This is a genomic window from Paraburkholderia flagellata, from assembly GCF_021390645.1.
GTDB lineage: Bacteria > Pseudomonadota > Gammaproteobacteria > Burkholderiales > Burkholderiaceae > Paraburkholderia > Paraburkholderia flagellata.
In genome coordinates this window covers 810,196-835,761 of record NZ_JAJEJT010000001.1, presented here as the reverse complement: position 1 = coordinate 835,761, position 25,566 = coordinate 810,196, and the positions used below count along the sequence as shown (strand labels likewise).

Below are 25,566 nucleotides of genomic sequence, written 5' to 3'. Positions count from 1 at the left end.
CCAAGACCAGAACACACCCCGGCATCCGAGACAAAATCCACCGGAGGTCCCCATGCCGTATAACCGTCGTTCGAAGCACATCACGCAAGGCGTCGCCCGCTCGCCCAACCGTTCGATGTATTACGCGCTCGGCTACGAGAAGGCCGACTTCGACAAGCCGATGATCGGCGTCGCGAACGGCCACTCGACCATCACGCCGTGCAACGCCGGCCTGCAACGCCTGGCCGACGCAGCCGTTGACGCGATCAAGCGCGCCGACGCGAACCCGCAGACCTTCGGCACGCCCACGATCTCGGACGGCATGTCGATGGGCACCGAGGGCATGAAGTACTCGCTCGTCTCGCGCGAAGTCATCGCCGATTGCATCGAGACCTGTGTGCAGGGCCAGTGGATGGACGGCGTGGTCGTGATCGGCGGCTGCGACAAGAACATGCCCGGCGGCATGATCGCGCTCGCGCGCATCAACGTGCCCGGCATCTACGTGTACGGCGGCACGATTCGCCCGGGCAACTGGAAGGGAAAGGCGCTGACCATCGTGTCGGCCTTTGAGGCCGTTGGCGAATTCACCGCGGGCCGCATGACCGAAGAGGATTTCGAAGGCGTCGAGAAAAACGCCTGCCCCTCCACGGGTTCGTGTGGCGGCATGTACACCGCGAACACGATGAGTTCCTCGTTCGAGGCGCTTGGCATGTCGCTCATGTACTCATCGACGATGGCCAACCCTGATGAGGAGAAAGTCGACTCGACGGCGGAATCGGCGCGTGTGCTCGTCGAAGCCGTGAAGCAGGACCTCAAGCCGCGCGACATCATCACGAAGAAGTCGATCGAGAACGCCGTGGCGCTCATCATGGCGACGGGCGGCTCGACCAACGCGGTGCTGCACTATCTCGCCATCGCGCATGCCGCGGAAATCGAATGGACCATCGACGACTTCGAGCGCATGCGCAAGAAGGTGCCGGTGATCTGCGACCTGAAGCCCTCGGGCCAGTACGTCGCGACCGACCTGCACGCGGCCGGCGGCATTCCGCAGGTGCTCAGGATCCTGCTCGACGCGGGCCTCCTGCATGGCGACTGCATCACCATCACGGGCAAGACCATCGCGGAAGAACTCAAGGACGTGCCGTCCACGCCGCGCGCGGACCAGAAGGTGATCTTTCCCATCAGCCAGGCGCTCTACAAGGAAGGCCACCTGGCGATCCTCAAGGGCAACCTTGCGACGGAAGGCGCGGTTGCGAAGATCACGGGCCTGAAGAATCCGGTCATCACGGGCCCCGCACGCGTATTCGACGACGAGCAGAGCGCGATGGAAGCGATCCTCGCGGACAAGATCAAGGCGGGCGACGTGGTCGTGCTGCGCTACCTCGGCCCGAAGGGCGGGCCCGGGATGCCGGAGATGCTCGCGCCGACTTCGGCGATCATCGGCAAGGGGCTTGGGGAGTCGGTCGGGCTCATCACCGATGGGCGCTTCTCGGGCGGCACCTGGGGCATGGTGGTGGGCCACGTCGCGCCGGAAGCGTTCGAAGGCGGCACGATCGCGCTCGTGCACGAAGGCGACTCGATCACCATCGACGCGCACAAGCTCCTGCTGCAACTGAACGTGGACGACGCCGAGCTCGCGCGCCGCCGTGCGGCCTGGAAGCAGCCCGCGCCGCGCTATACACGCGGTGTGATGGCGAAGTACGCGGCGCTCGCGCGCCCGGCGAACCAGGGCGCGGTAACGGGATAAACGCAGGGCTAAGCGGGGCTGGACGCCGCTCAAATCCTGCCCCGCGGCAAAGCAAAGGGCGCACGTCCAGGACGTGCGCCCTTTGCTTCTATAATGCGACGACACAGCCGGCGCACACGCGGGCGGAGACCAGTATGAAAAGAAAGTCGCAAGCCAGGAACAAGACAGCGACGCTCGCCGCCGCGCTCGCCATCGGCATTGCCGGCGCACTCGGCTCAGCCCCGGCCCGCGCGCAGCATGGACCCAGTGGCCTGGTACTCGCCCAGCAGCAGAACTGCATGAGCTGCCATTCGGTGACGCGCAATTTCATGGGGCCCGCCCTGCGCGATGTCGCCGCGAAATACGCGGGCAAGCCCGACGCGCAAACCTATCTCTCACACAAGATTCTGGAAGGCAGCACCGGCGTATGGGGCACGGTGCCCATGCCGGCCAACACGCAACTCAACCCCGGCCAGGCGGCCCAGCTCGCGACCTGGATCCTCACGCTCAAGTGAGGCGTACGTTGTGATGGCGCGCGTGGCGCTGGGTGCCCCCACCGCCGCGCGCACACGCTGAATCAGGCCGAAGGCGGGTGTCCCGCGCGCGCAGCCAATTCTTCGCGCACGGCTGCCTTCACCCAGTTCTTGAGTTCCGTTTCGAGCGCGAGACCGATCTCGCGCGACACCTGGCCCACGAGCCAGTTCGTATGCTCCTGCATCGCAGCGCTGCAGCGCGCCTCGATCACGGCGCGGCCTTCGCCGGTGAGCCATGTGAGGCAGCGGCCGCGCAGGCGCTCGACGAGCGCGTCGGCATCGTGCGCGAAGAGGCCCTCCTCGCGTTCGGCCACGGCGGCCTTCACGGCGGCGGCCGTCGCGCTCTTCGCCTCTTCGACGTTGTGCGCGCGCAGCGGATTGCCGGTCACCATCACCTCGCTCAAGAGCGGAATCGCAGCATCTTCCGGGTCGTTCATGCCGGACATGTCTACCTCCATCGATCGGGGCAGTCGGCCTCGCGCCGGTACGCCTCGCGCGTCCGGCCTCAGCCGCCCTGCTTGTAGTTGTTGAGCGCGTAACCGCGGTCGCGGTAGAAACGGTAACGCTCGCGGCCCGACGCGAGTTCGTCGGGCGCATCGCCAACCACTTCGAGCAGGCGCTCAAAGCGTGCGAATTGAGGTGGGACTTGCGCGCCGAGATTGAGCAGCACACGATGGTGCGGCGCACGCTCGAGATCCATTGCCAGCACGATGGGCGATTCGCCCGCATGCGGGCTCTCGGCCATGCAGTGCGGCACGAAGTCGAGCGGCGAAAAGGTCCACAACATCTCGTCGAACGCGCGCAGGCGCGCGGGCTCGGCCAGCACGACCGCCTGCTGGCCCGCCTGATACGCCTTGCGCACGAGGCGGCACGCATACAGCAGCGAGTCGCCAACGTTCGTGTGGAAATCGATGCGCGTCATGCCCACACCACTTTACACACCGTCAGGCATGCAGCAATCGCCATGCCTGCCTTCATTGCGCCGCGCGGTCGATGAGGAACTGGGCGAGCAGCGGCACCGGACGGCCCGTTGCGCCCTTCGCCGCCCCGCTCTTCCATGCCGTGCCCGCGATGTCCAGATGCGCCCACGGGTAGTTTTCGGTGAAGCGCGAGAGGAAGCACGCCGCCGTCACGCTGCCCGCCGGACGCCCGCCGATGTTGGCGAGGTCGGCGAAATTCGACTTGAGCTGGTCCTGATACTCGTCGTCGAGCGGCAGGCGCCAGGCCGGATCGCCCGCTTCGCGCGAAGCGTCGAGCAGTTCGCCCGCGAGCGCATCGTCCTTCGAGAACAGGCCGCTGTTGTGATGGCCGAGCGCGATGATGCACGCGCCCGTAAGCGTGGCGATGTCGACCACGGCGGCAGGCTTGAAGCGCTCGGCGTAGGTGAGCGCGTCGCACAGGATGAGGCGGCCTTCGGCGTCGGTGTTGAGCACTTCGACCGTGAGCCCCGCCATCGTCGTGACGATGTCGCCCGGCTTCGTAGCGTTGCCTGCGGGCATGTTCTCGCAGGTCGGGATGATGCCGATCACATTGAGCTTGAGCCCCATTTCGGCGACCGCGCGGATCGTGCCGAGCACCGAGCCCGCGCCGCACATGTCGTACTTCATCTCGTCCATGCCCTCGCCCGGCTTCAGCGAGATGCCGCCCGTGTCGAACGTGATCCCCTTGCCGACCAGCACGATGGGCGCGGCCTTGGCGGTTGCGCCCTGATAGTGCAGCACGATGAACTGCGGCGGCTCGACCGAGCCCTTTGTTACGGAAAGAAACGAGCCCATCTTGAGCGTCTCGATCTGGCGCTGGCCGAGCACCTCGACCTTGAGCTTCCAGTCGCGCGCGAGCTTCTTGGCCGTGGCGGCGAGATAGGTGGGCGTGCACACGTTGCCCGGCAGGTTGCCGAGGTCGCGCGTGAGATCCATGCCGTTGGCGAGCGCGACGGCCTGCTTCGCCGCGAGCTTCGCTGCCTTCTCTTCGGCGGCGTCGATGCTGAAGACCACGCGCTTGAGCGCCCGCTGCGAGACGTCGGGCTTGCTCTTCATCTGCGTGAAGCGGTAGGTCTCGTTGCGCAGCGCGAGAATGGCGGCGCGCACGCCCCATTCGCCCGTGCGCTCCTTCACCGGGAGTTGCGCGAGCGTGAACGTGACCTGTGCGATCTTCGTGCCGAGGATCGCGCGCCAGGCGGCCTTGACCGCATCGCCGTAAGCCTTCTGGCCGAACGCGTCCTGCTTGCCGAGACCCACGAGCAGCACGCGCGAGGCGCCGATGCCGCTCACTTCCGGCAGGAACAGCGTCGAGCCGGCCTTGCCATCGATATCGCCAGCCTTGACGACGCGCGCGATTGCGCCGCCAATGGCGCTGTCGATCGCGAACGCCGGGCCCGAGAGGGTTTGCGCCTCGAACACGCCGACTACGACACAGTCCGACTTGCCGGTCAGGAAGGAGCCTTCCCCGCCTTTGCTCCAGTCACAGGCTTTTATGCTAAAGTCCATCGCGCTTGTCCTCGGATAAAATCTGGGCTTAGGATGAAAGCCGCAATTATCCGCTATTTTTCCCGCGGCGGCTCCTGGGCGGTTGCGCGAGCTGCGCGCCTCCCGGCACGGGCCGCCCGCCCTGCCCATCAAGAATGATCTTCGAACGTTCCCTGCAGCGCGAACTCGCGTACACGGCCGGCGCCGTGTTCATGGTTCTGCTCACGATCATGCTGACGACGATGATGATCCGCATCGTCGGCTTCGCCGCGTCCGGTCAGATCGACCCGCGCGACGTGCTGGTGCTGATCGGACTGACCGTGATCGGCTACATGGCCGTGATGCTCATCGTCACGCTCTTCGTGTCGATCCTGTTCGTCCTCACGCGCTGGTACAAGGATTCCGAAATGGTCGTCTGGCTCTCCTCCGGGGTGAGCCTCACGCGCCTGATCAAGCCGGTCGCCACGTTTTCCGCGCCGATCATCCTGCTCATCGTGTTCTTCGCGTTCATCGGCTGGCCGTGGTCGAACGCGCAAAGCAAGCTCATTCGCGCGCGCTTTCAGCAGCGCGATGAAGTGTCGCTGCTCGCGCCGGGCCAGTTCCGTGAGTCGCCCACCACGCACCGCGTGTTCTTCATCGAGAGCATGAGCCCCGACCAGGGCCGCGTGGAGAACGTTTTCGTCACGAGTACGGAAAACGGCAAGGTCAGCGTGATCGTCTCGAAGACCGGCCACACCGAAACCATGAAGAGCGGCGACCGCTTCGTCGTGCTCGAAAACGGCCGCCGCTATGACGGCGAGCCTGGTCACCCGGACTTTCGCATCAGCGAGTTCCAGCGTTATGGCGTGAAGATCACGAGCCAGCCCCTCGTCAACACGCCTTCGGCGAGCACCACGTCCACGCCGGGCCTGCTGCGCCACCCCACCGACGACAATCTGGGCGAGCTCGCCTGGCGCGCCGGCCTGCCGCTCATCGCGATCAACCTGATGCTGCTCGGCATCCCGCTTGCGTATCAGAACCCGCGCCGCAGCCGCACGATCAATCTCGTGATGGCGGTGCTGATCTACCTCACCTATTCGAACCTGCTCAACGTCGTGCAATCGCAGATCGAGCAAGGCAAGATGCCCTTCGGCGTCGGCCTCGTCCTGCTGCACACCGTGGTGCTCGCGCTCGTCGTGTTCATCTTCTGGATACGCGTGCGCAACCGGCCGCTCTTTACACGTGCGATGTTCCGGCGCGCCTCTTCAGGAAACTGAGAGGGAAACTGACCGATGCGCATCTACGAAAAATACTTCGCTCGCCAGGTTTACCTGACGTTCATCTTCATTCTGTTTGCCTTCTCCGGCCTGTTCTTCTTCTTCGACCTCATCAACGAGCTGAACTCGGTCGGGCACGGCAACTACAAGTTCCAGTACGCGGTGCTGCGCGTGGCACTCCAGGCGCCCTCGCGGCTTTACGAGATCATCCCGGTCGCGGCGCTCATCGCCGCGATCTACGTGTTCGCGCAAATGGCGGCGAATTCCGAGTACACGATCTTTCGTGTGTCGGGCCTCGCCACGAACCAGGCGCTGCGCTCGCTGCTCAAGATCGGCGTGCCGCTCGTGCTGCTGACCTACCTGATCGGCGAAGTGGTCGGCCCTTACACCGACCAGCTCTCCGAGCGCGTGCGTCTCGAGGCGTTAGGCTCGGCGGTGTCGAGCAACTTCCAGTCGGGTGTGTGGGTCAAGGACACGCTCACCGCGCGCGCCGACGGCGAGCAGGTCACGCGTTTCGTGAACGTCGGCGAGTTGCTGCCCAACGCGACCATCACGAACGTGCGCATCTACGAATTCGATTCGAAGTTCCAGCTCACCAACGTGCGCCTCGCGAAGAGCGGCACGTTCCAGCCGCCGGGCCACTGGCTGCTCAAGGACGTGACCGATACGGAACTGATCAGCGTGCCGCCGCCGCAGAACCAGCCGGTCGATGCGCTCAATCCGGTCTATCGCGCACAGCAGACCTCGGCGCCCGAATACTCGCTGCGCTCGGAGCTCACGCCGAACATTCTCTCGGTGCTGCTCGTTTCGCCCGACCGGATGTCGATGTTCAACCTGTTCCGCTACATCCAGCATCTGACCGAGAACCATCAGGACGCGCAGCGCTATCAGATCGCGTTCTGGCGCAAGCTGCTCTACCCGTTCGCCGTGTTCGTGATGCTCGTGCTCTCGCTGCCGTTCGCGTATCTGCACACGCGTGCGGGCGTGGTGGGCATGAAGGTATTCGGCGGGATCATGCTTGGCATGAGCTTCCAGCTCGTCAACACGCTGTTCTCGCACGTGGGTACACTGAACACCTGGCCCGCGCCGCTTACTGCGGCGACACCGGGGCTCATCTATCTCGTGGTCGGGCTGCTCGGGCTCAAATGGGTCGACCGGCATTGATGCCGGGCATCCTCGTCCGCTAACTCGCTGATTCATTCGCACAGGCTCGCCAGGCATGGGCACGCACGGCATGATCCTCTTCGGCCACGGCGCGCGCGACGCGCGCTGGCAAGAGCCGTTTCAGCGCCTCGCCGCGAAGCTCGCCGCCGCGCGCGGCGATGCGGGTCCGGTCAGCCTCGCCTTTCTGGAACTCATGACACCGAGCCTGTCAGATGCCATCGCCACACAGGCCACGGCAGGCTGCGACACGATCACGGTCATACCCGTGTTCTTCGGCCAGGGCGGCCACGTGCGCCGCGATCTGCCAGCGCTGATCGCGCAGTGCCAGAGCGAGCATCCGGGTGTGCGCCTGCGTTGCGCGGGCGCCGTAGGCGAGGACGACGCGGTGCTCGATGCGATCGTGCGGTATTGCATCGAAAACGAACGCGCCTGAAAACGCTCACGCATAACAAAAACGGGCTCGCTTTTCAGCGAGCCCGTTTTGCTTTCCTGGCCTTTTTCGCGTAGCGCTTATGCGGCGGCGCGGCGGGGTTGGCGATCGCCTTGCGCTTCATCCTCGCGCTGCACCTGCCCTGCGCGTTCGGCGAACGCATCGCCGATCATGAGCAAGCTCGGCTGTGCCGGGTCGAGCCAGTCCTGCGCCTCGCCCGCTTCGAGACCCGCCAGCGTCAGTGTAAGCGTGCGCTCGCGCGCGGTGCTGCAGGCTTCGACGATTGCCACCGGCGTCGCGCCCGCGCGGCCCGCTTCGATGAGTTGGCGCGCGATCTCGGGCGCGCTGTCGCGGCCCATGTAGAACACGAGCGAATCGGCGTTGACCTGCTCGCGAATCTCCTCGCTGCCCGCCGCGCGCGAATACGTGGCGAGCGCGACGCTGCGGGCCACGCCACGCAGCGTCAGCGAGCGTTGCAGCGTCGCCGCGCTGGCGAGCGCCGCCGTGATGCCCGGCACGACCTCGAACGCGATGCCGGCCGCTTCGAGCGCACGCATTTCTTCATCGGCGCGGCCAAACAGCATCGGGTCGCCGCCCTTCAGGCGCACGACCACGGCGTGCTCGCGCGCGGCATCGACGAGTTGCTTGTTGATGAAGTGCTGCGCCGTGGAACGCTGCCCGCAGCGCTTGCCGACCGCGATGAACTTCGCGGTTTGCGGCGCGTACTCGAGCATCGCCGGCTCGACGAGCGCGTCGTGCAGCACGACGTCGGCGCTCGCGAGCAGCCGTGCGCCGCGCACCGTGATGAGGTCCGCTGCGCCCGGTCCCGCGCCGATCAGATATACCTTACCCATTTGCTTCGAATCCATTGTTGCGGCCGCGCGCGGCCGCAACCTCGCGTAACGTCTTACGCCGAGAACGCGCGGATCATGCCCGCGGCCACCGTGTGATGCGTCGCTTCGTCGATCAGCACGAACGCGCCGGTCCCAGGATTCGCATCATACAGGTCGCAGACGAGCGGCTTCTGCAGCGAGAGCGCGACGCGGCCGATATCGTTCATCGCGAGTTCGTGGCGGTCGGTGGCGTGCGAGAGCGTATGCACATCGAGCACCTGCTTGACCGCGCCGATCTTCGCGAACACCGTGCTCGTGGTCTGCTTCAGCAGATACTTGCGCTGCGCCGAGAGCGGCTCGTCGTCGAACCAGCAGAGGTCCGCTTCGAGCTTCTTCGCGGGCTGGGTGTTGTCCGACGCCGGCACGAAGGTATCGCCGCGCGAGACATCGACGTCTTCGGTCAGACGAATCGTGACGGTCTGGCCCGCGAACGCGCGGTCGACCTGCGCCGTGCCGCCCGGCACCGGCGCGATGATTTCGGCAACCGTGGCGCTGCGGCCTGCCGGCAGCACCGTAATGGCGTCGCCGAGCTTCACTTCGCCCGCTTCGACGCGGCCCATGTAGCCGCGGAAGTCGTCGGCGCTCGAGCCGTCCTGGCGCGCAACCCACTGCACCGGGAAGCGCAGCGCTTCAGCCGTGGGCTGCGCGACCGGCAGTTGCTCGAGCACGTCGAGCAGCGGCTCGCCCGCGTACCAGGGCATACGCTCGCTCGCGGCCACGATGTTGTCGCCCTTGAGCGCCGAGACCGGCACGAAGCGCACGTCGGTCAGGCCAAGCTGGCGCGCGAGCACGACATAGGCTTCGCGGATCAGATTGAACGTCGATTCGCTGTAATCGACCAGGTCCATCTTGTTGATCGCGACGATCACGTGCTGCAGACCCAGCAGCTTGACGATGGCGCTGTGGCGTTTGGTTTGCGGCAGCAGTTGCGTCACGCCGTTTTCGACCGTCACGCGGGTGGGGTCGATCAGGATGATCGCGGCATGCGCAGTCGAAGCGCCCGTGACCATGTTGCGCGTGTACTGCTCGTGGCCAGGGGTATCCGCGATGATGAACTTGCGCTTGGCCGTGGCGAAGTAGCGGTACGCCACGTCGATCGTGATGCCCTGCTCGCGCTCGGCTTCGAGGCCGTCGGTGAGCAGCGACAGGTCGATCTCGTCGCCCACCGTGCGTTTGTTCTTCGCGCGCGAGAGCGCCGAGAGTTGATCCGAAAGAACTGCCTTGCTGTCGTACAGCAGGCGGCCGATCAGCGTGCTCTTGCCGTCGTCCACGCTGCCCGCCGTGATGAAGCGCAGCACGCCGAGGTCTTCAGGTTGATGCGTCGTAACCATGTTCAATTCTTCCTCTGCGTGCTTTTAGAAATAACCTTGCTTCTTGCGCTGTTCCATCGCGGCTTCCGACGCCTGGTCGTCCATGCGCGTGGCGCCGCGTTCCGTGATTTCGGTCACGGCCGTTTCGGCGATGATCTTCTCGACGTTGTCGGCATCGCTCGCCACCGGGCACGTGCAGCTGATGTCGCCCACGGTGCGGAAACGCACCTGCGCCATTTCGCTGACTTCGCCTTCCTTCATCGGCGTGAGCGGCGTGACCGGCACGAGCAGGCCGTTGCGGCGCACGATCTCGCGCTGGTGCGCGTAGTAGATCGACGGCAGTTCGAGCTTTTCGCGCTCGATGTATTGCCACACATCCAGTTCCGTCCAGTTCGAGATCGGGAACACACGAAGGTGTTCGCCCTTGTGCAGGCGCGCGTTGTAGACGCTCCAGAGTTCCGGGCGCTGCGCCTTCGGGTCCCACTGGCCGAATTCGTCGCGGAACGAGAAGATGCGCTCCTTCGCGCGCGCCTTCTCTTCGTCGCGGCGCGCACCGCCGATCATCGCCGTGTAGCCGTATTGCTCGATGGTTTCGAGCAGCGTGACCGCTTGCGCGGCGTTGCGCGAATCGGTTTCACGGCGCAGGCGCACCGTGCCCTTCTTGATCGAATCTTCCACATGGCCGACCACGAGTTCCGCGCCGATTTCGGCTGCGCGGCGATCGCGGAAGTCGATCACTTCCTCGTAGTTGTGACCCGTGTCGATATGCACGAGCGGGAACGGCAGCGAAGTCTTGCGGTTCGCGCCGAGGCCGAACGCCTTCAGCGCGAGCGCCAGCACGACGACCGAGTCCTTGCCGCCCGAGAACAGCAGCGCCGGCTTGCTGCATTCGGCGACGAGTTCACGCAGGATGTGGATCGACTCGGCTTCGAGCCAGTCGAGATGGTCCATGCGGTTCGCTGTGACCTGGAGCGGCGCGTTCACTGCTGAGTCGAGCGTGGTGCTCATGTTCGGATCCTTCCTTTATTCGCGCCCTTTTTACAGGGCACGCAGTACTCGGTATACGGTGGCGCGCCGGTCTTCACGACGGCGCGACAAAACTCAATCTTGGTTCGCCGGGCTGATCGACGACACTTCGACAACCGGAATGGCTGACACAGAGGTGATGTGCAAGCCACATTCCTTCGTGTCGCGCGATTCCCACCACCAGCGGCCCGCGCGGCTGTCCTCGCCGGGACGGATGGCGCGCGTGCAGGGCTCGCAGCCGATGCTCGGGTAGCCGCGCGCATGCAGCGGGTTCACCGGCACCTCAAAGGCGCGCAGGTAGGCCCAGACATCGGCTTCGGTCCAGTCCGCGAGCGGATTGAACTTGTCGATGTTGCGCGCTTCGTCGCGTTCTTCCTCGTGCAGTTCCGCGCGCGTGACCGACTGCTCACGGCGCTGGCCCGTGACCCAAGCGGAGACGCCGGAAAGTGCGCGGTTCAGCGGCTCGACCTTGCGGATTTCGCAGCAGCGCTTGCGCAGGTCCACACTTTCGTAGAACGCGTTCAGGCCGTGCTGGGCGACGTACTCGTCCACCGCGTCCTGTTGCGGATGAAACTGCTCGATCTCGTAGCCGTAGCGCTCGCGCACCGCGTCGAGCATGCCGAGCGTTTCCGCATGCAGGCGGCCCGTGTTCAGCGAGAAGATGCCGATTTTCACACCGCGCGCAAGAATCGCGTGGGTGAGCAGCATGTCTTCGGCTGCGAGGCTGCTGGCCAGCTTCACGCTGGCGTGACGCGCCGCGATCGAATCGAGCAGTAGGTCGAGGCGCTCGATCTTCGCCTGCAGGTCAGCTGTGATTTCGCTCGAAACCGGGGTGGCGTCGATCGTCATGCTGCAGCGCCTTGCTGTGCCAGACGGCGGCGGAACAGCGGTGACGGCTCGTCGAACGCGCCCTGGTATTGCACCGTGAATTCGGTGAACGCCTTGAGCGCGTCGTGGATGTCCTTGTCGGCGCGTACCGCGAACGCGTCGAAGCCGCAGCGCTCGTGAAAGCGCAGCTGGTCGCGCAGCACGTCGCCAATCGCGCGCAGTTCGCCCTTGTAGCCATAGCGCTCGCGCAGCAGACGGCCAATCGAAAAGCCGCGGCCATCGCGGAACACCGGGAAGTCCACGCCAATCAGCGCGAGCTTGTCGAAGTCAGCGGCGATATCGGCCGGTTCGCTGTCCGGCGCGAGCCACACGCCGAGTTCGTCCTTGCCGCGCGAAGCGATGAGCGCGTCACGCTGCGCCTGCCAGTAAGCGAGCGGAACCAACACCTTGCCCGCGGGCAGCGCCGACACCTCGGGCAATGCGCCGTCTTCGGCCGCACGCACGACTTGCCAGTTGTCTTCAACGATCTCGCGTTTTTTGATGATCAATGCCATTGCTCGAATCTCGTCTCTCGTTGCGTGCTGCTTTTAAGCGTGGGCCGGCTGGCGCGATGCGTACACGCGCTCCTTGAACGGCGCGATGCCAAGGCGGTCGTACGTGTCGATGAAGCGCTCGCCGTCGATGCGCAGCTCGACGAACGTGTCGACCACCTTCTGGATCACATCGGGCATCTCTTCTGCCGAGAACGACGGTCCGATCACGCGGCCAAGGCGCGCGCCGTTGGCGCCGTTGCCCTGCTCGCCGCCGAGCGACACCTGATACCACTCCGCGCCGTCCTTATCCACGCCCAGAATGCCGATGTTGCCAACGTGGTGGTGACCGCACGAGTTCATGCAACCCGAGATATTGAGCGACAGGTCACCCAGGTCGTAGACGAAGTCGAGGTTGTCGAAGCGCTCCTGAATCGCCAGCGCGATCGGGATCGACTTCGCATTGGCGAGCGAGCAGAAGTCGCCGCCCGGGCACGCGATGATGTCGGTCAAGAGGCCGATGTTCGCGGTCGCGAAACCTTGCGCCTTCGCCTTTTCCCACAGCGCGAACAGGTCGCGCTTCTTGACGTCGGCGAGGATCAGGTTCTGCTCGTGCGAGACGCGGATCTGGCCGAACGAGTATTCGTCGGCCCAGCCGGCCACGGCTTCCATCTGCACGTCGGTGGCGTCGCCCGGCGCGATGTTGCGCGGCTTGAGCGAAAGCGTGACCGATGCATAGCCCGGCACGCGGTGCGGACGCACGTTGCGCTCGACCCAGCGCGCGAACGCGCGCTCTTCCAGCAGATGCTTTTCGTACGACGTATCCGTGTCGGCGATCTTTTCATACGCCGGCGGCACGAAGTACTGCGAGACGCGATCGACTTCTTCCTGCGTGAGCGTCGAGGGGCCGTCCTTGAGGTGCTGCCACTCTTCTTCGACCTGCTCGGCGAACTTCGCCGGCGAGAGCGCCTTCACGAGAATCTTGATGCGCGCCTTGTAGATGTTGTCGCGGCGGCCGTAGCGGTTGTACACCCGCAAAACGGCTTCGCAGTAGGTCAGCAGGTGCTGCCACGGCAGGTCGCGCTTGATGATGGCGCCAACGATCGGCGTGCGGCCAAGGCCGCCGCCCGCGAGGATGCTCGCGACGATTTCGCCCTGCTCGTTACGGTCGAGGTAGACGCCCAGGTCGTGGATCTGCACGGCGGCGCGGTCTTCCTTCGTGCCCGACACGGCGATCTTGAACTTGCGCGGCAGCCACGCGAACTCGGGGTGGAACGTCGACCACTGGCGCAGGATTTCGGACCACGGGCGCGGATCGACGACTTCGTCGGGTGCGACGCCCGCGAACTGATCGGCGGTGATGTTGCGGATGCAGTTGCCCGAAGTCTGGATGCCGTGCATCTGGACCGAGGCCAGCTTGCGCAGGATTTCCGGCGTTTCTTCGAGCTTGATCCAGTTGTACTGGATGTTCGAGCGCGTCGAGAAATGGCCGTAGCCGCGGTCGTGCTCGCGCGCGATCGTGGCGAGCATGCGGAGCTGGTCGCTGCGCAGATTGCCGTACGGAATCGCGATGCGGTGCATGTAGGCGTGGCGCTGGTAGTACAGGCCGTTTTGCAGACGCAGCGGACGGAATTCTTCTTCGCTCAATTCGCCCGACAGGCGGCGGCGAACCTGGTCGCTGTATTGCGCGACGCGTTCGTCGACGATGGTCTGGTCGTACTGATCGTATTGGTACATTCGGGGACCCCAGGGTTTGGTTCAATCGCGGCGTTCCGGTTACGCCGCGCTCCGACTTCTCAACTTGCTCTTTCCACTCTGTCTTGCCTTTTGCGAGGCGGCCGCGCCTTCAATCGCGCCGGTCATTTGCTAATGACCAAAACAGATATCCATATTGGAAAAGTTGGAGGAATGGTAATAAACTCGCCTTATATTTCAAACGACTCAAAAATTAGGTTGATATGCCAAGGGGTTATATATGAACCTCCACCAGTTCCGCTTCGTCCGCGAGGCCGTCCGCCAGAATTTCAACCTCACGGAAGCGGCCAAGGCACTGTATACAAGCCAGCCGGGCGTCTCGAAGGCGATCATCGAGCTGGAGGACGAACTTGGGGTCGAAATCTTTACACGCCATGGCAAGCGCGTGCGCTCGCTCACGGAGCCGGGCCGGATCATCCTCGCCTCGGTGGAGCGCATTCTGCAGGAAGTGGAAAGTCTAAAACGCGTGGGCAAGGACTATGCCGCGCAGGACCAGGGCAACCTGACCATCGCCGCCACGCATACGCAGGCGCGCTACTCGCTGCCCGCCGCCATCGCCGAGTTCAAGCGGCGCTTTCCGAAGGTGCACCTTTCGATCCTGCAAGGCAGCCCCACGCAGGTCGCGGAAATGGTGCTCCATGACCAGGCCGATCTCTGCATCGCGACCGAGGCCATCTCCGGTTACAAGGAACTGGTGTCGCTGCCCTGCTTCACCTGGCACCACGTGGCGGTGATGCTGCCCGACCACCCGCTGCTCGAGCGCAAGCCGCTTTCGCTCGACGATCTGGCCCAATATCCGCTGATTACCTACGACAATGCGTTCGCCGGGCGTACCAAGATCAACGACGCGTTCCGCCTGCGCGCCCTCTCGCCCGACATCGTGCTGGAAGCCATCGACGCCGACGTGATCAAGACCTATGTCGAGCTGGGCCTGGGCGTGGGGATCATGGCCGACATCGCCTTCAACGCCGAGCGCGACCGACACCTGCGCGCGCTGCCCGTTGGGCATCTGTTCGGCAGCAATGTCACGCGCGTGGCGCTCAAGCAGGGGGCTTACCTGCGCAGCTATGTGTATACGCTCGTCGAGCTGCTTTCGCCGAGCCTGAACCGCAAGCTGATCGAGCAGGCGCTCAAGGGCGAGCACGAGAGTTACGAGCTGTAGCATCGCGCGGCCGCGACCTCGGCCGCGCCGGAAGAAAAATCAGACAAAATCCGCAATACAACAACATCACTTCTCGCCTGGAGATCTAACGGATGACGCCGCATTCCTTCCTGCGCCCGCTCGTCGTGGCCACCGCCCTTGCTGCCGCCACCTGCGCATCTGTCGCGCATGCTGACATCAAGATCGGCATCGACCTCTCGAGCACGGGGCCGGCCGCTGCCATCGGCATCACGAGCAAGAACGCCATGCTGATGTGGCCCGACACGATCGCGGGCCAGAAGGCCGACTACATCGTGCTCGACGACGGCTCGGACCCGGGCGCCGCCGTGCGCAACATCCACAAGCTCATCAATGAAGATCACGTGGACGTGATCGTCGGGCCGAACATCACGCCGGCTGCGCTCGCGGCGCTCGACCCGGTGGCAGAGAGCAAGACGCCGATGATCACGCTGGTCGGCTCGGGGTCGGTCGTCGAGCCGCAGCAGGGCGCGCGAGTATGGGCGTTCAAGATGGCGCAGACCGACGCCGCCATGGCTGACGTCATGACGCGCTACATGGCGGCGCACGGCGTGAAGACGGTGGGCTTCATCGGCTTTGCCGACAGCTACGGCGACAGCTGGCTCAACGAATTCACGAAGTACGCGAAGGAGCGCAACATCCAGATCGTTGCGACCGAGCGCTACAACCGCACCGACGCGAGCGTGACGGGCCAGATCCTCAAGCTGATGTCGGCCAAGCCCGACGCCATGCTAGTTGCCGGCGCAGGCACGCCGACCGTGCTGCCGCAACGCACGCTCATCGAGCGCGGCTACAAGGGGCCGATCTACCAGACGCACGGCATCGCCACGCCCGAGTTCATCAAGCTCGGCGGCAAGGACGTGGAAGGCACCCTGTTCCCGACTCAGCCCGTGGTGGTGGCGCGCACGCTGCCCGCCGACCAGCCGGCCCAGAAGGCGGCGCTCGCCTTCGTCGATGCCTATGAGGCGAAGTACGGCCCGGGCACGGTCACGCAGTTCGCGGGCGACGCGGCAGGCGTGTACCCGCGCTTGCAGGACGCCGTCTCGCGCGCGCTCAAGACCGCGCAGCCAGGCACGGAGGCGTTCCGCGTGGCGTTGCGCAGCGAACTGGAGCACGCGCACGAAGTCGTCGTGCCCAATGGCATGGTGAACACGAGTCCGACGGACCACGTGGGCCTCGACCAGCGCGCGAGCGTGATGGGCACGGTACGCGGGGGCAAGTTCGTGTATCTGGGGCAGTAAGTTTTGCGAGCGGCAGCGACCTGCTGCCGCTCAGTCGACAGTGTCCGGCCAGCGACGCGCACTGTGCAGGACGCGCAATATGGTGAGCGCTTCGTTCTCGTACCGGTAAGCAAGCACGAACGGCGTCGACTCGACCACCAACTCGCGCGTCCCGCTCACGCGGCCGACCCGGCCAAGGTTGGGAAAAAGCCGTAGCCGTCGGACGGATGCCGAAATCCGTTCGTCCCACGCAATAGCCCTGCGCGGGTTGCTCATCACGGTAAAGTTGAACGTCGCTTCGCGGTCCGCCAGCGCGAGTGGCGACCAGCATACCTTCAACTTTTCGCCTTGCGGTTGCGTCCATGCCCAGGCTCGCCAGCCACCGCCGCTCGCCGCTTCGCGAAGTACGCCTCCACCTCTTCGTCGGCAAGCGCCGGCCGCGGGTCTTCCAGCGCTTCGCGCACCTTTGCCCGGAACCACGCGTCATGCGCCACCGGATCGACCGCGAAATCGAACGGCAACGCGCCCTCATTCGCGATACGCGTGAGCAGAATGCGCACGGCGTCCGAAACCGTGAGCCCCATGTTGTCGAGCACTTCGGCCGCGCGCTGTTTGAGCGCGTGATCGATGCGAACCTGTACCAATGCGTTTGCGTTCATCGACTCACTCCCTGGTTTGGTCGTTGACCTTGACGCTGACCTCGTCGAATACGCAGTGTAATGCAATTGAATGACGTTAGACATGCTTTACCTTTGAAGTGGGCTAAACATGTCGCAAGTTTCGTTGCCAGGCCCTACGCGCTCAATTCATCCGAATGGCCAGTCACGGCCGCACGATGCTCCTCCAAGCGCCGCCCGCCGCGCTGCTCGCCAGCACGGCCTCGATGAAGCGCAATCCCTCCACGCCATCGTCGACTGTCGTCAGCAGCCGGCTCTCGGGCGGCGCCGCCACGCCCGCCTCGCGCGCGTGGATCTGCGCGGCGGCGTCTCGATAGAGCTGCGCGAACGCCTCCAGATAGCCTTCCGGATGCCCCGGCGGCACACGCGTGGCGTGCCGCGCGGCGGCCCCCGTCACGCGGCCGCGCGTGAGGCGCTGCGCCTCGCCGCCCTGGGGCGTGAACCACAGCACGTTGGGCTCCTCCTGATCGAACGCGAGGCCCGCTTTCGTGCCATACACGCGCAACCGCAACGCGTTCTCCGCGCCGCTCGCCACCTGGCTCGCCCACAGCATGCCGCGCGCGCCGTTGGCGTAGCGCAGCATGGCCTGAACGTGGTCGTCCACGCGGCGGCCCGGCACGAAGGTATGCACGTCAGCCGCGAGGGACTCCGGCACGAGCGCGCTCACGAACGCCGCCAGCTGATAAGCATGCGTGCCGATATCGCCCAGACACCCCGCCGGCCCCGCGAGCGCGGGATCGGTGCGCCAGATGGCCTGACGGTTTGCGCCGCCGCGCTCGACAGGGTTGGCGAGCCAGTCCTGCGCGTACTCGACCTGCACGATGCGCACGTCGCCAATCTCGCCCGCCTCGACCAGTTCGCGCGCATGCCGCGCGAGCGGATAGCCCGAATACGTATGCGTGAGCGCGAACACGAGATTCGCCTCGCGCGCGTGCTGCGCGAGCGCTTCGCCCTCGGCGAGCGAGACCGCGAGCGGCTTGTCGCAGATCACGTGAATGCCCGCCTCCATGAACGCATGCGCAACCGGCGCATGCAGATGGTTCGGCGTGACGATGGCCACCGCGTCGATGCCATCTTCGCGCGCGCCTTCCACGCTCGCCATCTCGCGCCAGTGGGCATAGCTGCGCGCGAGGCCGAGCGCCTCGGCGCTCGCCTGCGCGCGCGCCGCATCGGACGACAGGGCGCCCGCGACGAGTTCGAAACCATCGTCAAGACGGGCCGCTATGCGATGCACGGCGCCGATGAACGCCCCCTCGCCGCCGCCCACCATGCCGAGCCTGAGTCTTCGTGTCATTACCTTCGCTCCCACGAGAAACGCGTTCAGAGACCCAGCACGCCCCTCACCTGCGCCGCGTCGACGCCGCTGCCCGCGAAGTCGTCGAACGCATGCTCGGCCACGCGGATGATGTGCCGCTTGATGAAATCGGCACCCTCGCGCGCGCCGTCGTGCGGATGCTTGAGCGCGCACTCCCATTCGAGCACGGCCCAGCCCGGATAGTCGTACTGCGTGAGCTTCGAAAAGATCGCGCCGAAGTCGATCTGCCCGTCGCCGAGCGAGCGAAAGCGCCCCGCGCGCTCGACCCATCCGCTGTAGCCGCCATACACGCCTTGCTTGCCCGTCGCGCGGAATTCGGCGTCCTTCACGTGAAAGGCCTTGATGCGCGCGTGATAGATGTCGATGAACGCGAGGTAGTCGAGTTGCTGCAGCACGAAGTGGCTCGGGTCGTAGAGGATGTTCGCGCGTGGATGATCGCCTACGGCCGCAAGGAAGCGCTCGAACGTCACGCCGTCGTGCAGGTCCTCGCCCGGATGCAGTTCGTAGCAGACGTCCACGCCCGCCGCATCGAACGCATCGAGGATCGGCCGCCAGCGGCGCGCGAGTTCATCGAACGCGGCTTCGACGAGACCCGCCGGCCGCTGCGGCCACGGATAGAAGTACGGCCACGCCAGCGCGCCCGAAAACGTCACGTGCGCGCTGAGCCCCAGATTCTTCGAGGCGCGCGCGGCCAGCATCATCTGCTCGACGGCCCACGCCGTGCGAGCTTCGCGATTGCCCCGCACCTGCGGCGGCGCGAAACCGTCGAACAGCGTGTCGTAGGCGGGATGCACGGCCACGAGCTGTCCTTGCAGATGCGTGGATAGCTCGGTGATCGTCACGCCCGCGTCGTCGGCCTGCTGGCGCAGGTCGTCGCAGTACGCCATGCTCGACGCCGCCTGCGCGAGATCGACGAGGCGCGCATCCGTGGGCACCTGGATGCCCTTGTAGCCGAGCTGGGCCGCCCAGCCGGCCATGTGCCCGAAGCTGTCGAACGGCGTGTCGTCGCCGAGAAACTGCGCGAGGAATATGGCTGGGCCTTTGATCGTCTTCATCGCGAGCCCCGTACTTAGAACGGCGAATCCGGGAAGTAGAACTGCTTCGCGTTCTCCTTCGTGATCAGCACGGAAGGGATGATCGTCGTCGGCGGCAGCGACTTGCCCTGCAAGCGCGCTTCGGCCGTGAGCTTGATCGCGTCGTAGATGAACTTCGGCGAATACGACACGTCGGCCTTGATGAGCGGGTCACCGTCCATCACGCGCTTGACCATCTCCTTCGATCCCGCGCCGCCGAACACGATCTTGATGTCGTTGCGCTTGGCCTGGTCGATTGCCTTGAGCACGCCCACGGCCATGTCGTCGTCGGCGGCCCAGACGGCGTCGATGTGCGGAAAGCGCGTGAGGTAGTCCTGCATCGTGCGGAACGCGTCGTCGCGGTTCCAGTTTGCGTACTTCGCGTCGAGGATCTTGATGCCCGGATAGTCCTTCAGCACCGACGTGAACGCGCTCCAGCGCTCGTTGTCGAGCGTGGTGGGAATGCCGCGCAGCGCGACGATATTGCCCTTGCCGCCCAGTTGCTTCGCGAGGTATTCGGCGGGGATCTTGCCGAACGCCGTGTTGTCGCCCGCCACGTAGGCGTCCTGCGCGCTCGTGTCGGTCAGGCCGCGATCGACCACCGTCACGTACACGCCCTGCTTCTTCACCTGCGCGACCGGCTGCGTAAGCGAAGCCGACTCATACGGGAAGATCACGAGCGCGTTGATCTTGTTGACGGTCACGAGGTCCTGCAACTGGTTCGCCTGATCGGGCGCGTTCGCCGCCGTCTTGACGATGACCTTGAGGTCCGGATGCGCCTTTTCCAGATCCTTCTTCGCCTGATTCGCCCACCAGACGATGCCGCCCGTGAAGCCGTGGTCGGCAGTGGGAATCGCCACGCCCAGCGTGACCTTGTCGTCGGCGCGCGCCGCGCCCGCACCGAACGTCGCCGCCACACCAAGCGCCAGCGCGCCCGCACACATCGTTCGAATCATCTTCTTCATGATGCCGTCTCCTTTTCGTGCGGGCCCGTGCCCGTTCTTGCGTTGAGTTTTCGCTGCCTCCTTCGACTTCCCGACTGCCCTGCCGAATCTGCTTCGACATCCTTATCGTCTGCCGCGCTGCAGGAAGGCGACCGCGATGATCGCCACGCCCTGCACCGCCGCGTTCAGATACACGCTGATGATGCTCGTGAGATTGAGAATATTGGCGATGACCGAGAGCAGCACCGCGCCGACCACGGTGCCCGCCACGCGCCCCTCTCCGCCCTTGAGCGCCGTGCCGCCCACCACGACGGCGGCGATCGCCTCCAGCTCCCACAGCAAACCCGTCGTCGGCGTAGCGGAGCCGAGGCGCGGCACGTAGAGCACGGTCGCGACACCCACGCACACGCCCAGCAGCACATACGTTGCGCACTTCACGCGATCGACGCGGATCGCAGCGTAGCGCGCGACCTGCTCGTTCGAGCCGATTGCCTGCACGTGGCGCCCGAACGCCGTGCGGTTGAGAATGAGCGCGCCGCCCGCGGCCGTGAACGCGAACACCCACACGGGCACCGGAATGCCGAACAGGCTCGCGTAATACACCGGGCCATACAGATCGACGAGATTGTTCTGCAGCGTGAGCGCGCCGCCGTCGGCGAGCCACGTGAGCACCGAGCGGAAGATGCCGAGCGTGCCGAGCGTCACGATGAAAGGCTCGATGCGCCCGCGCGTAATCAGCAGACCATGCGCGAGCCCGAACACCGCACCGAGCACGAGCGCGATCGCCATGCCGATCGCGACGATGGCCAGAGGGGCAATCGCATGCTCGCTTGCGGCCAGCGTATTCATCACCCAGATCATCACGCCGGCGATGAGCGCGGCCATCGACCCAACCGAAAGATCGATGCCGCCCGAAATGATCACGAACGTCATGCCCACGGAAATGATGCCGATGAACGAGGTGCGCGTGAGCACGTTGAGCAGGTTGCCGGCGGTGGCGAAATCCCGGTTGAGCAGCGTGCCGAGCACGCACAGCAGGATCAGGCCGATGAGCGGCCCGACGCCCGCGAGCCGGTGCACGAATCGCGCTGCGGCCGAGCGCGCGCCACGGGTTTCGGTGGGCGCGTCAGTGGGTGCCGGTTGCATGAGCGATCAGCTCCTCTTCGTTCAGATGTTCGCGTCCGAGCGTGGCGACGAGGCGGCCCGCGCGCATCACGGCCACGCGATGCGCGAGCCCGATCAGCTCGACGAGTTCGGATGAGATCACGACGACCGCGCGCCCCGAGGCCGCGAGCCGCTGGATCAGGAAATAGATGTCGCGTTTGGCGCCCACGTCCACGCCGCGCGTGGGCTCGTCGAGCACGATCACGCGCGGGTCGGGCTGCAGGAACTTGGCGAGCGCGAGCTTTTGCTGATTGCCGCCCGAGAGCATGCGCGCGCGGCTGTCGAGGTCGCCGGTGCGGATGCCGAATTCGCGCACCGCTTTTTCAAGCGCCCGGCGCGCCGCCTTGAGGTCGAGCAGCGGATGGCCGTAGCGTTCGAGCGTCATGAGCGTGAGGTTGTCCTGCAGCGTGAGATTCATGTGCAGGCCGCGTCCTTTCCTGTCTTCGCTCAGGTACGTGAGGCCGTGGCGCATCGCGTCGCGCGGGTGGCGCAGCGTCACAGCGCTGCCGTCGATCTCGATTTCGCCTGCGTGCTTCTCGCGCAAACCCACGATCGCCTCGAACGCCTCGCTGCGCCCCGCGCCCACGAGCCCCGCGAAGCCGAGAATCTCACCCGCGCGCACCTCGAAGGAGAGATCCTCGACCCAGCCCGGCACGGCGAGATTCGTCACGCGCAGTGCGACGCGCGCATCTGCGCTCGCTGCGCAGATCTGCGGAAACATGTCGGAGACGTCGCGGCCCACCATGAGGTTCGCCATCTGCTGGCGCGCAAGCCCCGCCGTCGCGCTCGCGGCCACGAAGCGGCCGTCGCGCATCACGACCACGTCGTCGGTGATGCGCTCCACCTCGTCGAGCTTGTGCGAGATGTAGACGAGCGTCGTGCCGGCGGCGCGCAGCTTCGTCATCAGCGCAAAAAGGCGCGCGGTTTCGGCGGGCGTGAGCGTGGCCGTGGGCTCGTCCATGATGAGCAGGCGCGCGTGGCGCGAAAGCGCCTTGGCGATCTCGACGAGCTGCTTTTCGGCGACGATCAGCTCGCGCACCTTCACGTCCGGGTCGCGCGCAAGTCCCACCTGCGCAAGCAGGTCGCGCGCCTCGCGACGCATGGCGGCGTCGTCCACCAGCCAGCCTTTGCGCTTCTCGTGGCCGAGGAAGATGTTCTGCGCGATCGTCAGATGCTCGGCCAGGTTGAACTCCTGGTGGATCAGCACGATGCCGGCGGCCTCGGCTTCACGCGAGCCTTCGAAGCGGCGCGCCACGCCATCCACCAGCATCTCGCCCGCGCTCGCTGCTTCGTAGCCCGCGAGGATCTTCATGAGCGTGGACTTGCCCGCGCCGTTCTCGCCCAGCAACCCGTGAATGCGCCCAGGCGCCAGCTCGAAGCTCACGCCGTGCAGCACGCGCACGGGACCGAAGTCCTTGCGGATGTCGTTGAACTTCACGGCGACGCTCATGCGCGTGCGCTCCTCCAGTGGCCTTGTCTGCGGGTTTCGGCAGGCGGCTTGCGCCGCCTGCCTCGACACCGCTGGTCTCCCCTGCTATGTGTTCGCTTACGTTTGCCGACTTCACCCGCTCTCGCGCACCACCAACCGATGCGGCAGCAGCACGCCCGGCACGCTCGCGCGCGGGTCGGCGAAACGCTGCAGCAACAGCCGCGCGGCCGTCTCGCCCAGCTCCCGCATGGGCTGCGCGATCGTCGTGAGCGGCGGGTCGATCTGCGCGGCAAGCGCGATATCGTCGAAGCCGACCACGGCGACGTCGTGCGGCACGCGCCGCCCCGCGCCGCGCAAGCCGTTGACGACACCCACCGCGAGCGTGTCCGATACCGCAAAGATCGCGTCGGGCGCCTCGTCTGCCGGCAACTGCATGAGCGCGGCGGCGGCCTGCGCGCCCGCGTCGTAGTCGAGGCAGTTCACGTTCACGCGCCAGGCGTCGCGCATCGCGATGCCCGCTTCATCGAGCGCATCGCGCCAACCGTCGCGCCGCTGCTGCGCGTAGAGGTAGTGCTCATCGGAGTTGATGAGCGCGACACGTCGCCGCCCCCGCGCGATCAGATGCCGCACGGCGTCGTGGGCCGCCCGGTAGTTGTCGATGCCCACGTACGGCACGCCCACGTCCGGATCGAACTCGCAGCACGCCACCCACGGCAGCGCCGTCGATTCAGCCGCGAGCGCGTGCTGCACAGTTGCCGGGTCGAGGCAGATCGCCCCGTCCGCGCGGTGGCGGCGCAGCAGGTCGAAGTAGCTGCGCTCGCGCCCGGCGTCGGCGCCCGTGTCGCACAGCAGCAGGAAAAAGCCGTGCGCTCGTGCCACGCTGTCGATGCCGCGCACGATCTCCGCGTAAAACGGGTTGCCGAAGTCGGGCACCATCGTCAGGAGCAGGCGGCTTTCGGCGGTGCGCAGGTTGCGCGCGAGTTCGTTGACGCGATAGCCGCTCGTCTCGATTTCGGCGAGCACGCGCTCGCGCGTCGCGGCGCGCACGTTCGCATGGCCGTTGAGCACGCGCGAGACCGTCGCGACCGAGACGCCCGCGCGCTGCGCCACCGCCGCGATCGAGCCCCCGCGCGCGGCGTCGTCGGCGCTGGCGCTGGCTTCTTCGTGCTGCGGCTGCGTGGATCGGGACGAACGAGCGGACATGGGCGAAGGCGATCGTGACCGGTTCGGAAAGGAGCGGCGGCTCAGGCGTGAGGGCCTTCAGGCGCCGCAAAATGTAATCGATTACATTTTTGGTACGAGAACCGCAAAACCGCAAGGCTCACGAAGCCAGGACAAACACCGATCCGTTAAACGCCCCGGAACCGCTTCCCGCTGCCGGCGGCGCGGCCGGGCCAGAAGCCGGTTTGCTACAATTCTCCGATTGCCCGACGCCCTTTTTGCCGGGCTTTGACACGAACCGATCCCGACCACAACGCCGAGTCACCATGAACATCGAACAAGCGCGTTTCAACATGATCGAACAGCAGATTCGCCCCTGGGAAGTGCTCGACCAGGACGTGCTGAACCTGCTCTCGATCGTCAAGCGTGAGCATTTCGTCCCCGAGGCCTACACCGCCCTCGCGTTCGCCGACCTCGAACTGCCGCTGCCGAACGGCCAGCACATGCTCGCGCCGCGCGTCGAAGCGCGCGTGCTGCAGGAACTCGCGGTGAAAAAGCACGAGAGCGTGCTGGAAATCGGCGCGGGCTCCGGCTACATGGCGGCGCTGCTCGCGCACCGCGCGCAGAAGGTGCTGACGGTGGAGATCGACACGGAACTCGCCGAATTCGCGCGCGCGAACTTCGTCAGGAACGGTGTGCTGAACGCCGAAGTCGTGCTCGGTGACGGCGCGCGCGGCTGGGCCGCCAATGCGCCGTACGATGTGATCTGCGTCTCGGGGGGCCTTCCGGTCGTGCCGCAGGAACTGCTCGAGCAACTCAAGGTGGGCGGCCGTCTGGCCGCTTTCGTGGGCGGCGCGCCGGTCATGGAAGCGCAGATCATCACGCGCATCGACGAGAAGCAGTACCGCATTGCCGGCGTGTTCGAGACGTATGTCGAACCGCTGCAAAACGCCGTGCATCCGCCGCGCTTCAAGTTCTAACCTGTCGTATCGCCGGGCGCCTTTCGCGGTGGCCCGGCCTTTTACCCGATCGAGTGTTCCATGCAGAATCTGACCGCCCCCGCCCTCGCCGAATGGCTCGCTGACACCACCCGCGAGGCCCCCGTGCTGCTCGACGTGCGCGAGCCGTGGGAAATCGAAACGGCAAAGATCGCCGGCAGCACGTCGATCCCTATGCGCGAGATCCCCGCACGCAGCGAGGAACTCGACGACGAGGCGCAGATCGTCTGCATTTGTCACCACGGCGCGCGCAGCGCCCAGGTGGCGATGTTCCTCGAATCGCGCGGCCACACGAAGGTGTTCAACCTGCAAGGCGGCATCGACGCCTGGTCGCGTCAGGTCGACCCCAAGGTGCCGACGTACTAAACAGGCGCACGCCAGCTTAACGAAAGGGCGCGGCTCAAGGCCGCGCCCTTTGTCATTTCTCGACCGCGCGCTCAGGTCCAATGCGCTCCACTTCGCTCTGCACGAGCGCTGCGCTCATGCACAACGATGCAGCGCGCCCTGCCG

The 25,566-nt window shown here is 65.6% G+C and carries 26 protein-coding genes; 9 read left to right on the top strand and 17 right to left on the bottom strand.

Features of this window, described 5'->3' with window-relative positions:
- Positions 1–52 precede the first annotated feature (52 nt).
- Both ilvD and L0U83_RS03605 read left to right on the top strand, forming a co-directional pair.
- Positions 53–1,726, top strand: coding sequence for a dihydroxy-acid dehydratase (ilvD, locus tag L0U83_RS03610; protein ID WP_233880605.1), 1,674 nt, complete (start codon positions 53–55; stop codon positions 1,724–1,726).
- A 134-nt stretch (positions 1,727–1,860) separates the two neighbouring features.
- A complete protein-coding gene (locus tag L0U83_RS03605; protein WP_233880603.1) occupies positions 1,861–2,220 on the top strand; it encodes a c-type cytochrome in 360 nt (119 codons plus the stop codon).
- Positions 2,221–2,282: 62 nt separating this feature from the next.
- Here the strand turns inward: L0U83_RS03605 and L0U83_RS03600 are convergent, their stop codons facing one another.
- From L0U83_RS03600 to L0U83_RS03590, 3 genes are read right to left on the bottom strand one after another with little or no spacing between them, the layout of a single operon-like run.
- Positions 2,283–2,684 (bottom strand): DUF2486 family protein, encoded by a 402-nt coding sequence (locus tag L0U83_RS03600; RefSeq protein WP_233880601.1) that lies wholly within the window; start codon positions 2,682–2,684, stop codon positions 2,283–2,285.
- Between the two features lie 59 nt (positions 2,685–2,743).
- Positions 2,744–3,160 carry a DNA polymerase III subunit chi gene (locus tag L0U83_RS03595; protein WP_233880599.1) on the bottom strand — a complete coding sequence of 139 codons (417 nt, stop codon included), beginning with the start codon at positions 3,158–3,160 and terminating at the stop codon, positions 2,744–2,746.
- Between the two features lie 52 nt (positions 3,161–3,212).
- Positions 3,213–4,724 (bottom strand): leucyl aminopeptidase, encoded by a 1,512-nt coding sequence (locus tag L0U83_RS03590; RefSeq protein WP_233880597.1) that lies wholly within the window; start codon positions 4,722–4,724, stop codon positions 3,213–3,215.
- Between the two features lie 134 nt (positions 4,725–4,858).
- On the opposite strand from L0U83_RS03590, the gene lptF reads away from it, so the two are divergent.
- Genes lptF through L0U83_RS03575 form a run of 3 tightly spaced genes read left to right on the top strand, consistent with a single transcriptional unit; the run spans position 4,859 to position 7,556 of the window.
- On the top strand, positions 4,859–5,959 hold the full coding sequence (lptF, locus tag L0U83_RS03585; protein ID WP_233880596.1) for an LPS export ABC transporter permease LptF: 1,101 nt from the start codon (positions 4,859–4,861) through the stop codon (positions 5,957–5,959).
- A 15-nt stretch (positions 5,960–5,974) separates the two neighbouring features.
- On the top strand, positions 5,975–7,123 hold the full coding sequence (gene lptG, locus L0U83_RS03580; protein WP_233880594.1) for an LPS export ABC transporter permease LptG: 1,149 nt from the start codon (positions 5,975–5,977) through the stop codon (positions 7,121–7,123).
- Positions 7,124–7,178: 55 nt separating this feature from the next.
- Entirely contained in the window at positions 7,179–7,556 is a 378-nt protein-coding gene (locus tag L0U83_RS03575) for a sirohydrochlorin chelatase (RefSeq protein WP_233880592.1), read from the top strand.
- Between the two features lie 77 nt (positions 7,557–7,633).
- Here the strand turns inward: L0U83_RS03575 and cobA are convergent, their stop codons facing one another.
- From cobA to L0U83_RS03545, 6 genes are all read right to left on the bottom strand, one after another.
- Positions 7,634–8,407: a uroporphyrinogen-III C-methyltransferase gene (gene cobA, locus L0U83_RS03570; protein ID WP_233880590.1), complete on the bottom strand. Its 774-nt coding sequence runs from the start codon at positions 8,405–8,407 to the stop codon at positions 7,634–7,636.
- A 53-nt stretch (positions 8,408–8,460) separates the two neighbouring features.
- A complete protein-coding gene (locus L0U83_RS03565) occupies positions 8,461–9,777 on the bottom strand; it encodes a sulfate adenylyltransferase subunit 1 (RefSeq protein WP_233880587.1) in 1,317 nt (438 codons plus the stop codon).
- 24 nt (positions 9,778–9,801) lie between these two features.
- The gene (gene cysD, locus L0U83_RS03560; RefSeq protein ID WP_233880585.1) at positions 9,802–10,764 is read right to left on the bottom strand and encodes a sulfate adenylyltransferase subunit CysD; all 963 of its coding nucleotides are present in this window, start codon (positions 10,762–10,764) and stop codon (positions 9,802–9,804) included.
- A gap of 93 nt (positions 10,765–10,857) precedes the next feature.
- Entirely contained in the window at positions 10,858–11,631 is a 774-nt protein-coding gene (locus tag L0U83_RS03555) for a phosphoadenylyl-sulfate reductase (RefSeq protein ID WP_233880583.1), read from the bottom strand.
- Entirely contained in the window at positions 11,628–12,164 is a 537-nt protein-coding gene (locus L0U83_RS03550) for a DUF934 domain-containing protein (RefSeq protein WP_233880581.1), read from the bottom strand. The genes L0U83_RS03555 and L0U83_RS03550 overlap by 4 nt, the downstream gene beginning before the upstream one ends.
- Positions 12,165–12,197: 33 nt before the next feature.
- Positions 12,198–13,877: a nitrite/sulfite reductase gene (locus L0U83_RS03545; protein ID WP_233880580.1), complete on the bottom strand. Its 1,680-nt coding sequence runs from the start codon at positions 13,875–13,877 to the stop codon at positions 12,198–12,200.
- Positions 13,878–14,115: 238 nt separating this feature from the next.
- Between L0U83_RS03545 and L0U83_RS03540 the strand changes: the two genes are divergently transcribed.
- A complete protein-coding gene (locus L0U83_RS03540) occupies positions 14,116–15,057 on the top strand; it encodes a CysB family HTH-type transcriptional regulator (RefSeq protein ID WP_028208458.1) in 942 nt (313 codons plus the stop codon).
- A gap of 92 nt (positions 15,058–15,149) precedes the next feature.
- Entirely contained in the window at positions 15,150–16,316 is a 1,167-nt protein-coding gene (locus L0U83_RS03535) for an ABC transporter substrate-binding protein (protein ID WP_233880578.1), read from the top strand.
- A gap of 30 nt (positions 16,317–16,346) precedes the next feature.
- Here the strand turns inward: L0U83_RS03535 and L0U83_RS03530 are convergent, their stop codons facing one another.
- From L0U83_RS03530 to L0U83_RS03495, 8 genes are all read right to left on the bottom strand, one after another.
- Entirely contained in the window at positions 16,347–16,634 is a 288-nt protein-coding gene (locus L0U83_RS03530; protein WP_233880576.1) for a type II toxin-antitoxin system RelE/ParE family toxin, read from the bottom strand.
- On the bottom strand, positions 16,631–16,954 hold the full coding sequence (locus L0U83_RS03525; RefSeq protein WP_233880574.1) for a type II toxin-antitoxin system RelB/DinJ family antitoxin: 324 nt from the start codon (positions 16,952–16,954) through the stop codon (positions 16,631–16,633). Before L0U83_RS03525 ends, L0U83_RS03530 begins: the two co-directional genes overlap by 4 nt.
- A 163-nt stretch (positions 16,955–17,117) precedes the next feature.
- Complete coding sequence (locus tag L0U83_RS03520; RefSeq protein ID WP_233880572.1) at positions 17,118–18,266, bottom strand: Gfo/Idh/MocA family protein; 1,149 nt, start codon at positions 18,264–18,266, stop codon at positions 17,118–17,120.
- Positions 18,267–18,292: 26 nt separating this feature from the next.
- The gene (locus L0U83_RS03515) at positions 18,293–19,342 is read right to left on the bottom strand and encodes a sugar phosphate isomerase/epimerase family protein (RefSeq protein WP_233880570.1); all 1,050 of its coding nucleotides are present in this window, start codon (positions 19,340–19,342) and stop codon (positions 18,293–18,295) included.
- Between the two features lie 14 nt (positions 19,343–19,356).
- Positions 19,357–20,325: a substrate-binding domain-containing protein gene (locus L0U83_RS03510; protein ID WP_233880568.1), complete on the bottom strand. Its 969-nt coding sequence runs from the start codon at positions 20,323–20,325 to the stop codon at positions 19,357–19,359.
- A 102-nt stretch (positions 20,326–20,427) separates the two neighbouring features.
- Positions 20,428–21,450 carry an ABC transporter permease gene (locus L0U83_RS03505; protein ID WP_233880566.1) on the bottom strand — a complete coding sequence of 341 codons (1,023 nt, stop codon included), beginning with the start codon at positions 21,448–21,450 and terminating at the stop codon, positions 20,428–20,430.
- On the bottom strand, positions 21,431–22,918 hold the full coding sequence (locus tag L0U83_RS03500) for a sugar ABC transporter ATP-binding protein (protein ID WP_233880564.1): 1,488 nt from the start codon (positions 22,916–22,918) through the stop codon (positions 21,431–21,433). The genes L0U83_RS03505 and L0U83_RS03500 overlap by 20 nt, the downstream gene beginning before the upstream one ends.
- 111 nt (positions 22,919–23,029) lie before the next feature.
- Positions 23,030–24,100 (bottom strand): LacI family DNA-binding transcriptional regulator, encoded by a 1,071-nt coding sequence (locus L0U83_RS03495; protein WP_233880562.1) that lies wholly within the window; start codon positions 24,098–24,100, stop codon positions 23,030–23,032.
- Positions 24,101–24,384: 284 nt separating this feature from the next.
- On the opposite strand from L0U83_RS03495, the gene L0U83_RS03490 reads away from it, so the two are divergent.
- Both L0U83_RS03490 and L0U83_RS03485 read left to right on the top strand, forming a co-directional pair.
- Entirely contained in the window at positions 24,385–25,038 is a 654-nt protein-coding gene (locus L0U83_RS03490; protein WP_233880560.1) for a protein-L-isoaspartate O-methyltransferase family protein, read from the top strand.
- A 60-nt stretch (positions 25,039–25,098) separates the two neighbouring features.
- A complete protein-coding gene (locus tag L0U83_RS03485; protein WP_158757209.1) occupies positions 25,099–25,422 on the top strand; it encodes a rhodanese-like domain-containing protein in 324 nt (107 codons plus the stop codon).
- The last annotated feature ends 144 nt before the right edge of the window (positions 25,423–25,566 follow it).

Coding starts and splice junctions, on each gene's coding strand:
- L0U83_RS03500 (WP_233880564.1), bottom strand. CDS start 22,918: ATGAGCGTCGCCGTGAAGTTCAACGACATCCGCAAGGACTTCGGTCCC.
- L0U83_RS03595 (WP_233880599.1), bottom strand. CDS start 3,160: ATGACGCGCATCGATTTCCACACGAACGTTGGCGACTCGCTGCTGTAT.
- L0U83_RS03495 (WP_233880562.1), bottom strand. CDS start 24,100: ATGTCCGCTCGTTCGTCCCGATCCACGCAGCCGCAGCACGAAGAAGCC.
- L0U83_RS03575 (WP_233880592.1), top strand. CDS start 7,179: ATGGGCACGCACGGCATGATCCTCTTCGGCCACGGCGCGCGCGACGCG.
- L0U83_RS03540 (WP_028208458.1), top strand. CDS start 14,116: ATGAACCTCCACCAGTTCCGCTTCGTCCGCGAGGCCGTCCGCCAGAAT.
- L0U83_RS03555 (WP_233880583.1), bottom strand. CDS start 11,631: ATGACGATCGACGCCACCCCGGTTTCGAGCGAAATCACAGCTGACCTG.
- cysD (WP_233880585.1), bottom strand. CDS start 10,764: ATGAGCACCACGCTCGACTCAGCAGTGAACGCGCCGCTCCAGGTCACA.
- L0U83_RS03545 (WP_233880580.1), bottom strand. CDS start 13,877: ATGTACCAATACGATCAGTACGACCAGACCATCGTCGACGAACGCGTC.
- L0U83_RS03485 (WP_158757209.1), top strand. CDS start 25,099: ATGCAGAATCTGACCGCCCCCGCCCTCGCCGAATGGCTCGCTGACACC.
- lptF (WP_233880596.1), top strand. CDS start 4,859: ATGATCTTCGAACGTTCCCTGCAGCGCGAACTCGCGTACACGGCCGGC.
- L0U83_RS03550 (WP_233880581.1), bottom strand. CDS start 12,164: ATGGCATTGATCATCAAAAAACGCGAGATCGTTGAAGACAACTGGCAA.
- L0U83_RS03600 (WP_233880601.1), bottom strand. CDS start 2,684: ATGTCCGGCATGAACGACCCGGAAGATGCTGCGATTCCGCTCTTGAGC.
- cobA (WP_233880590.1), bottom strand. CDS start 8,407: ATGGGTAAGGTATATCTGATCGGCGCGGGACCGGGCGCAGCGGACCTC.
- L0U83_RS03605 (WP_233880603.1), top strand. CDS start 1,861: ATGAAAAGAAAGTCGCAAGCCAGGAACAAGACAGCGACGCTCGCCGCC.
- ilvD (WP_233880605.1), top strand. CDS start 53: ATGCCGTATAACCGTCGTTCGAAGCACATCACGCAAGGCGTCGCCCGC.
- L0U83_RS03490 (WP_233880560.1), top strand. CDS start 24,385: ATGAACATCGAACAAGCGCGTTTCAACATGATCGAACAGCAGATTCGC.
- L0U83_RS03525 (WP_233880574.1), bottom strand. CDS start 16,954: ATGAACGCAAACGCATTGGTACAGGTTCGCATCGATCACGCGCTCAAA.
- L0U83_RS03565 (WP_233880587.1), bottom strand. CDS start 9,777: ATGGTTACGACGCATCAACCTGAAGACCTCGGCGTGCTGCGCTTCATC.
- L0U83_RS03535 (WP_233880578.1), top strand. CDS start 15,150: ATGACGCCGCATTCCTTCCTGCGCCCGCTCGTCGTGGCCACCGCCCTT.
- L0U83_RS03505 (WP_233880566.1), bottom strand. CDS start 21,450: ATGCAACCGGCACCCACTGACGCGCCCACCGAAACCCGTGGCGCGCGC.
- L0U83_RS03590 (WP_233880597.1), bottom strand. CDS start 4,724: ATGGACTTTAGCATAAAAGCCTGTGACTGGAGCAAAGGCGGGGAAGGC.
- lptG (WP_233880594.1), top strand. CDS start 5,975: ATGCGCATCTACGAAAAATACTTCGCTCGCCAGGTTTACCTGACGTTC.
- L0U83_RS03510 (WP_233880568.1), bottom strand. CDS start 20,325: ATGAAGAAGATGATTCGAACGATGTGTGCGGGCGCGCTGGCGCTTGGT.
- L0U83_RS03515 (WP_233880570.1), bottom strand. CDS start 19,342: ATGAAGACGATCAAAGGCCCAGCCATATTCCTCGCGCAGTTTCTCGGC.
- L0U83_RS03520 (WP_233880572.1), bottom strand. CDS start 18,266: ATGACACGAAGACTCAGGCTCGGCATGGTGGGCGGCGGCGAGGGGGCG.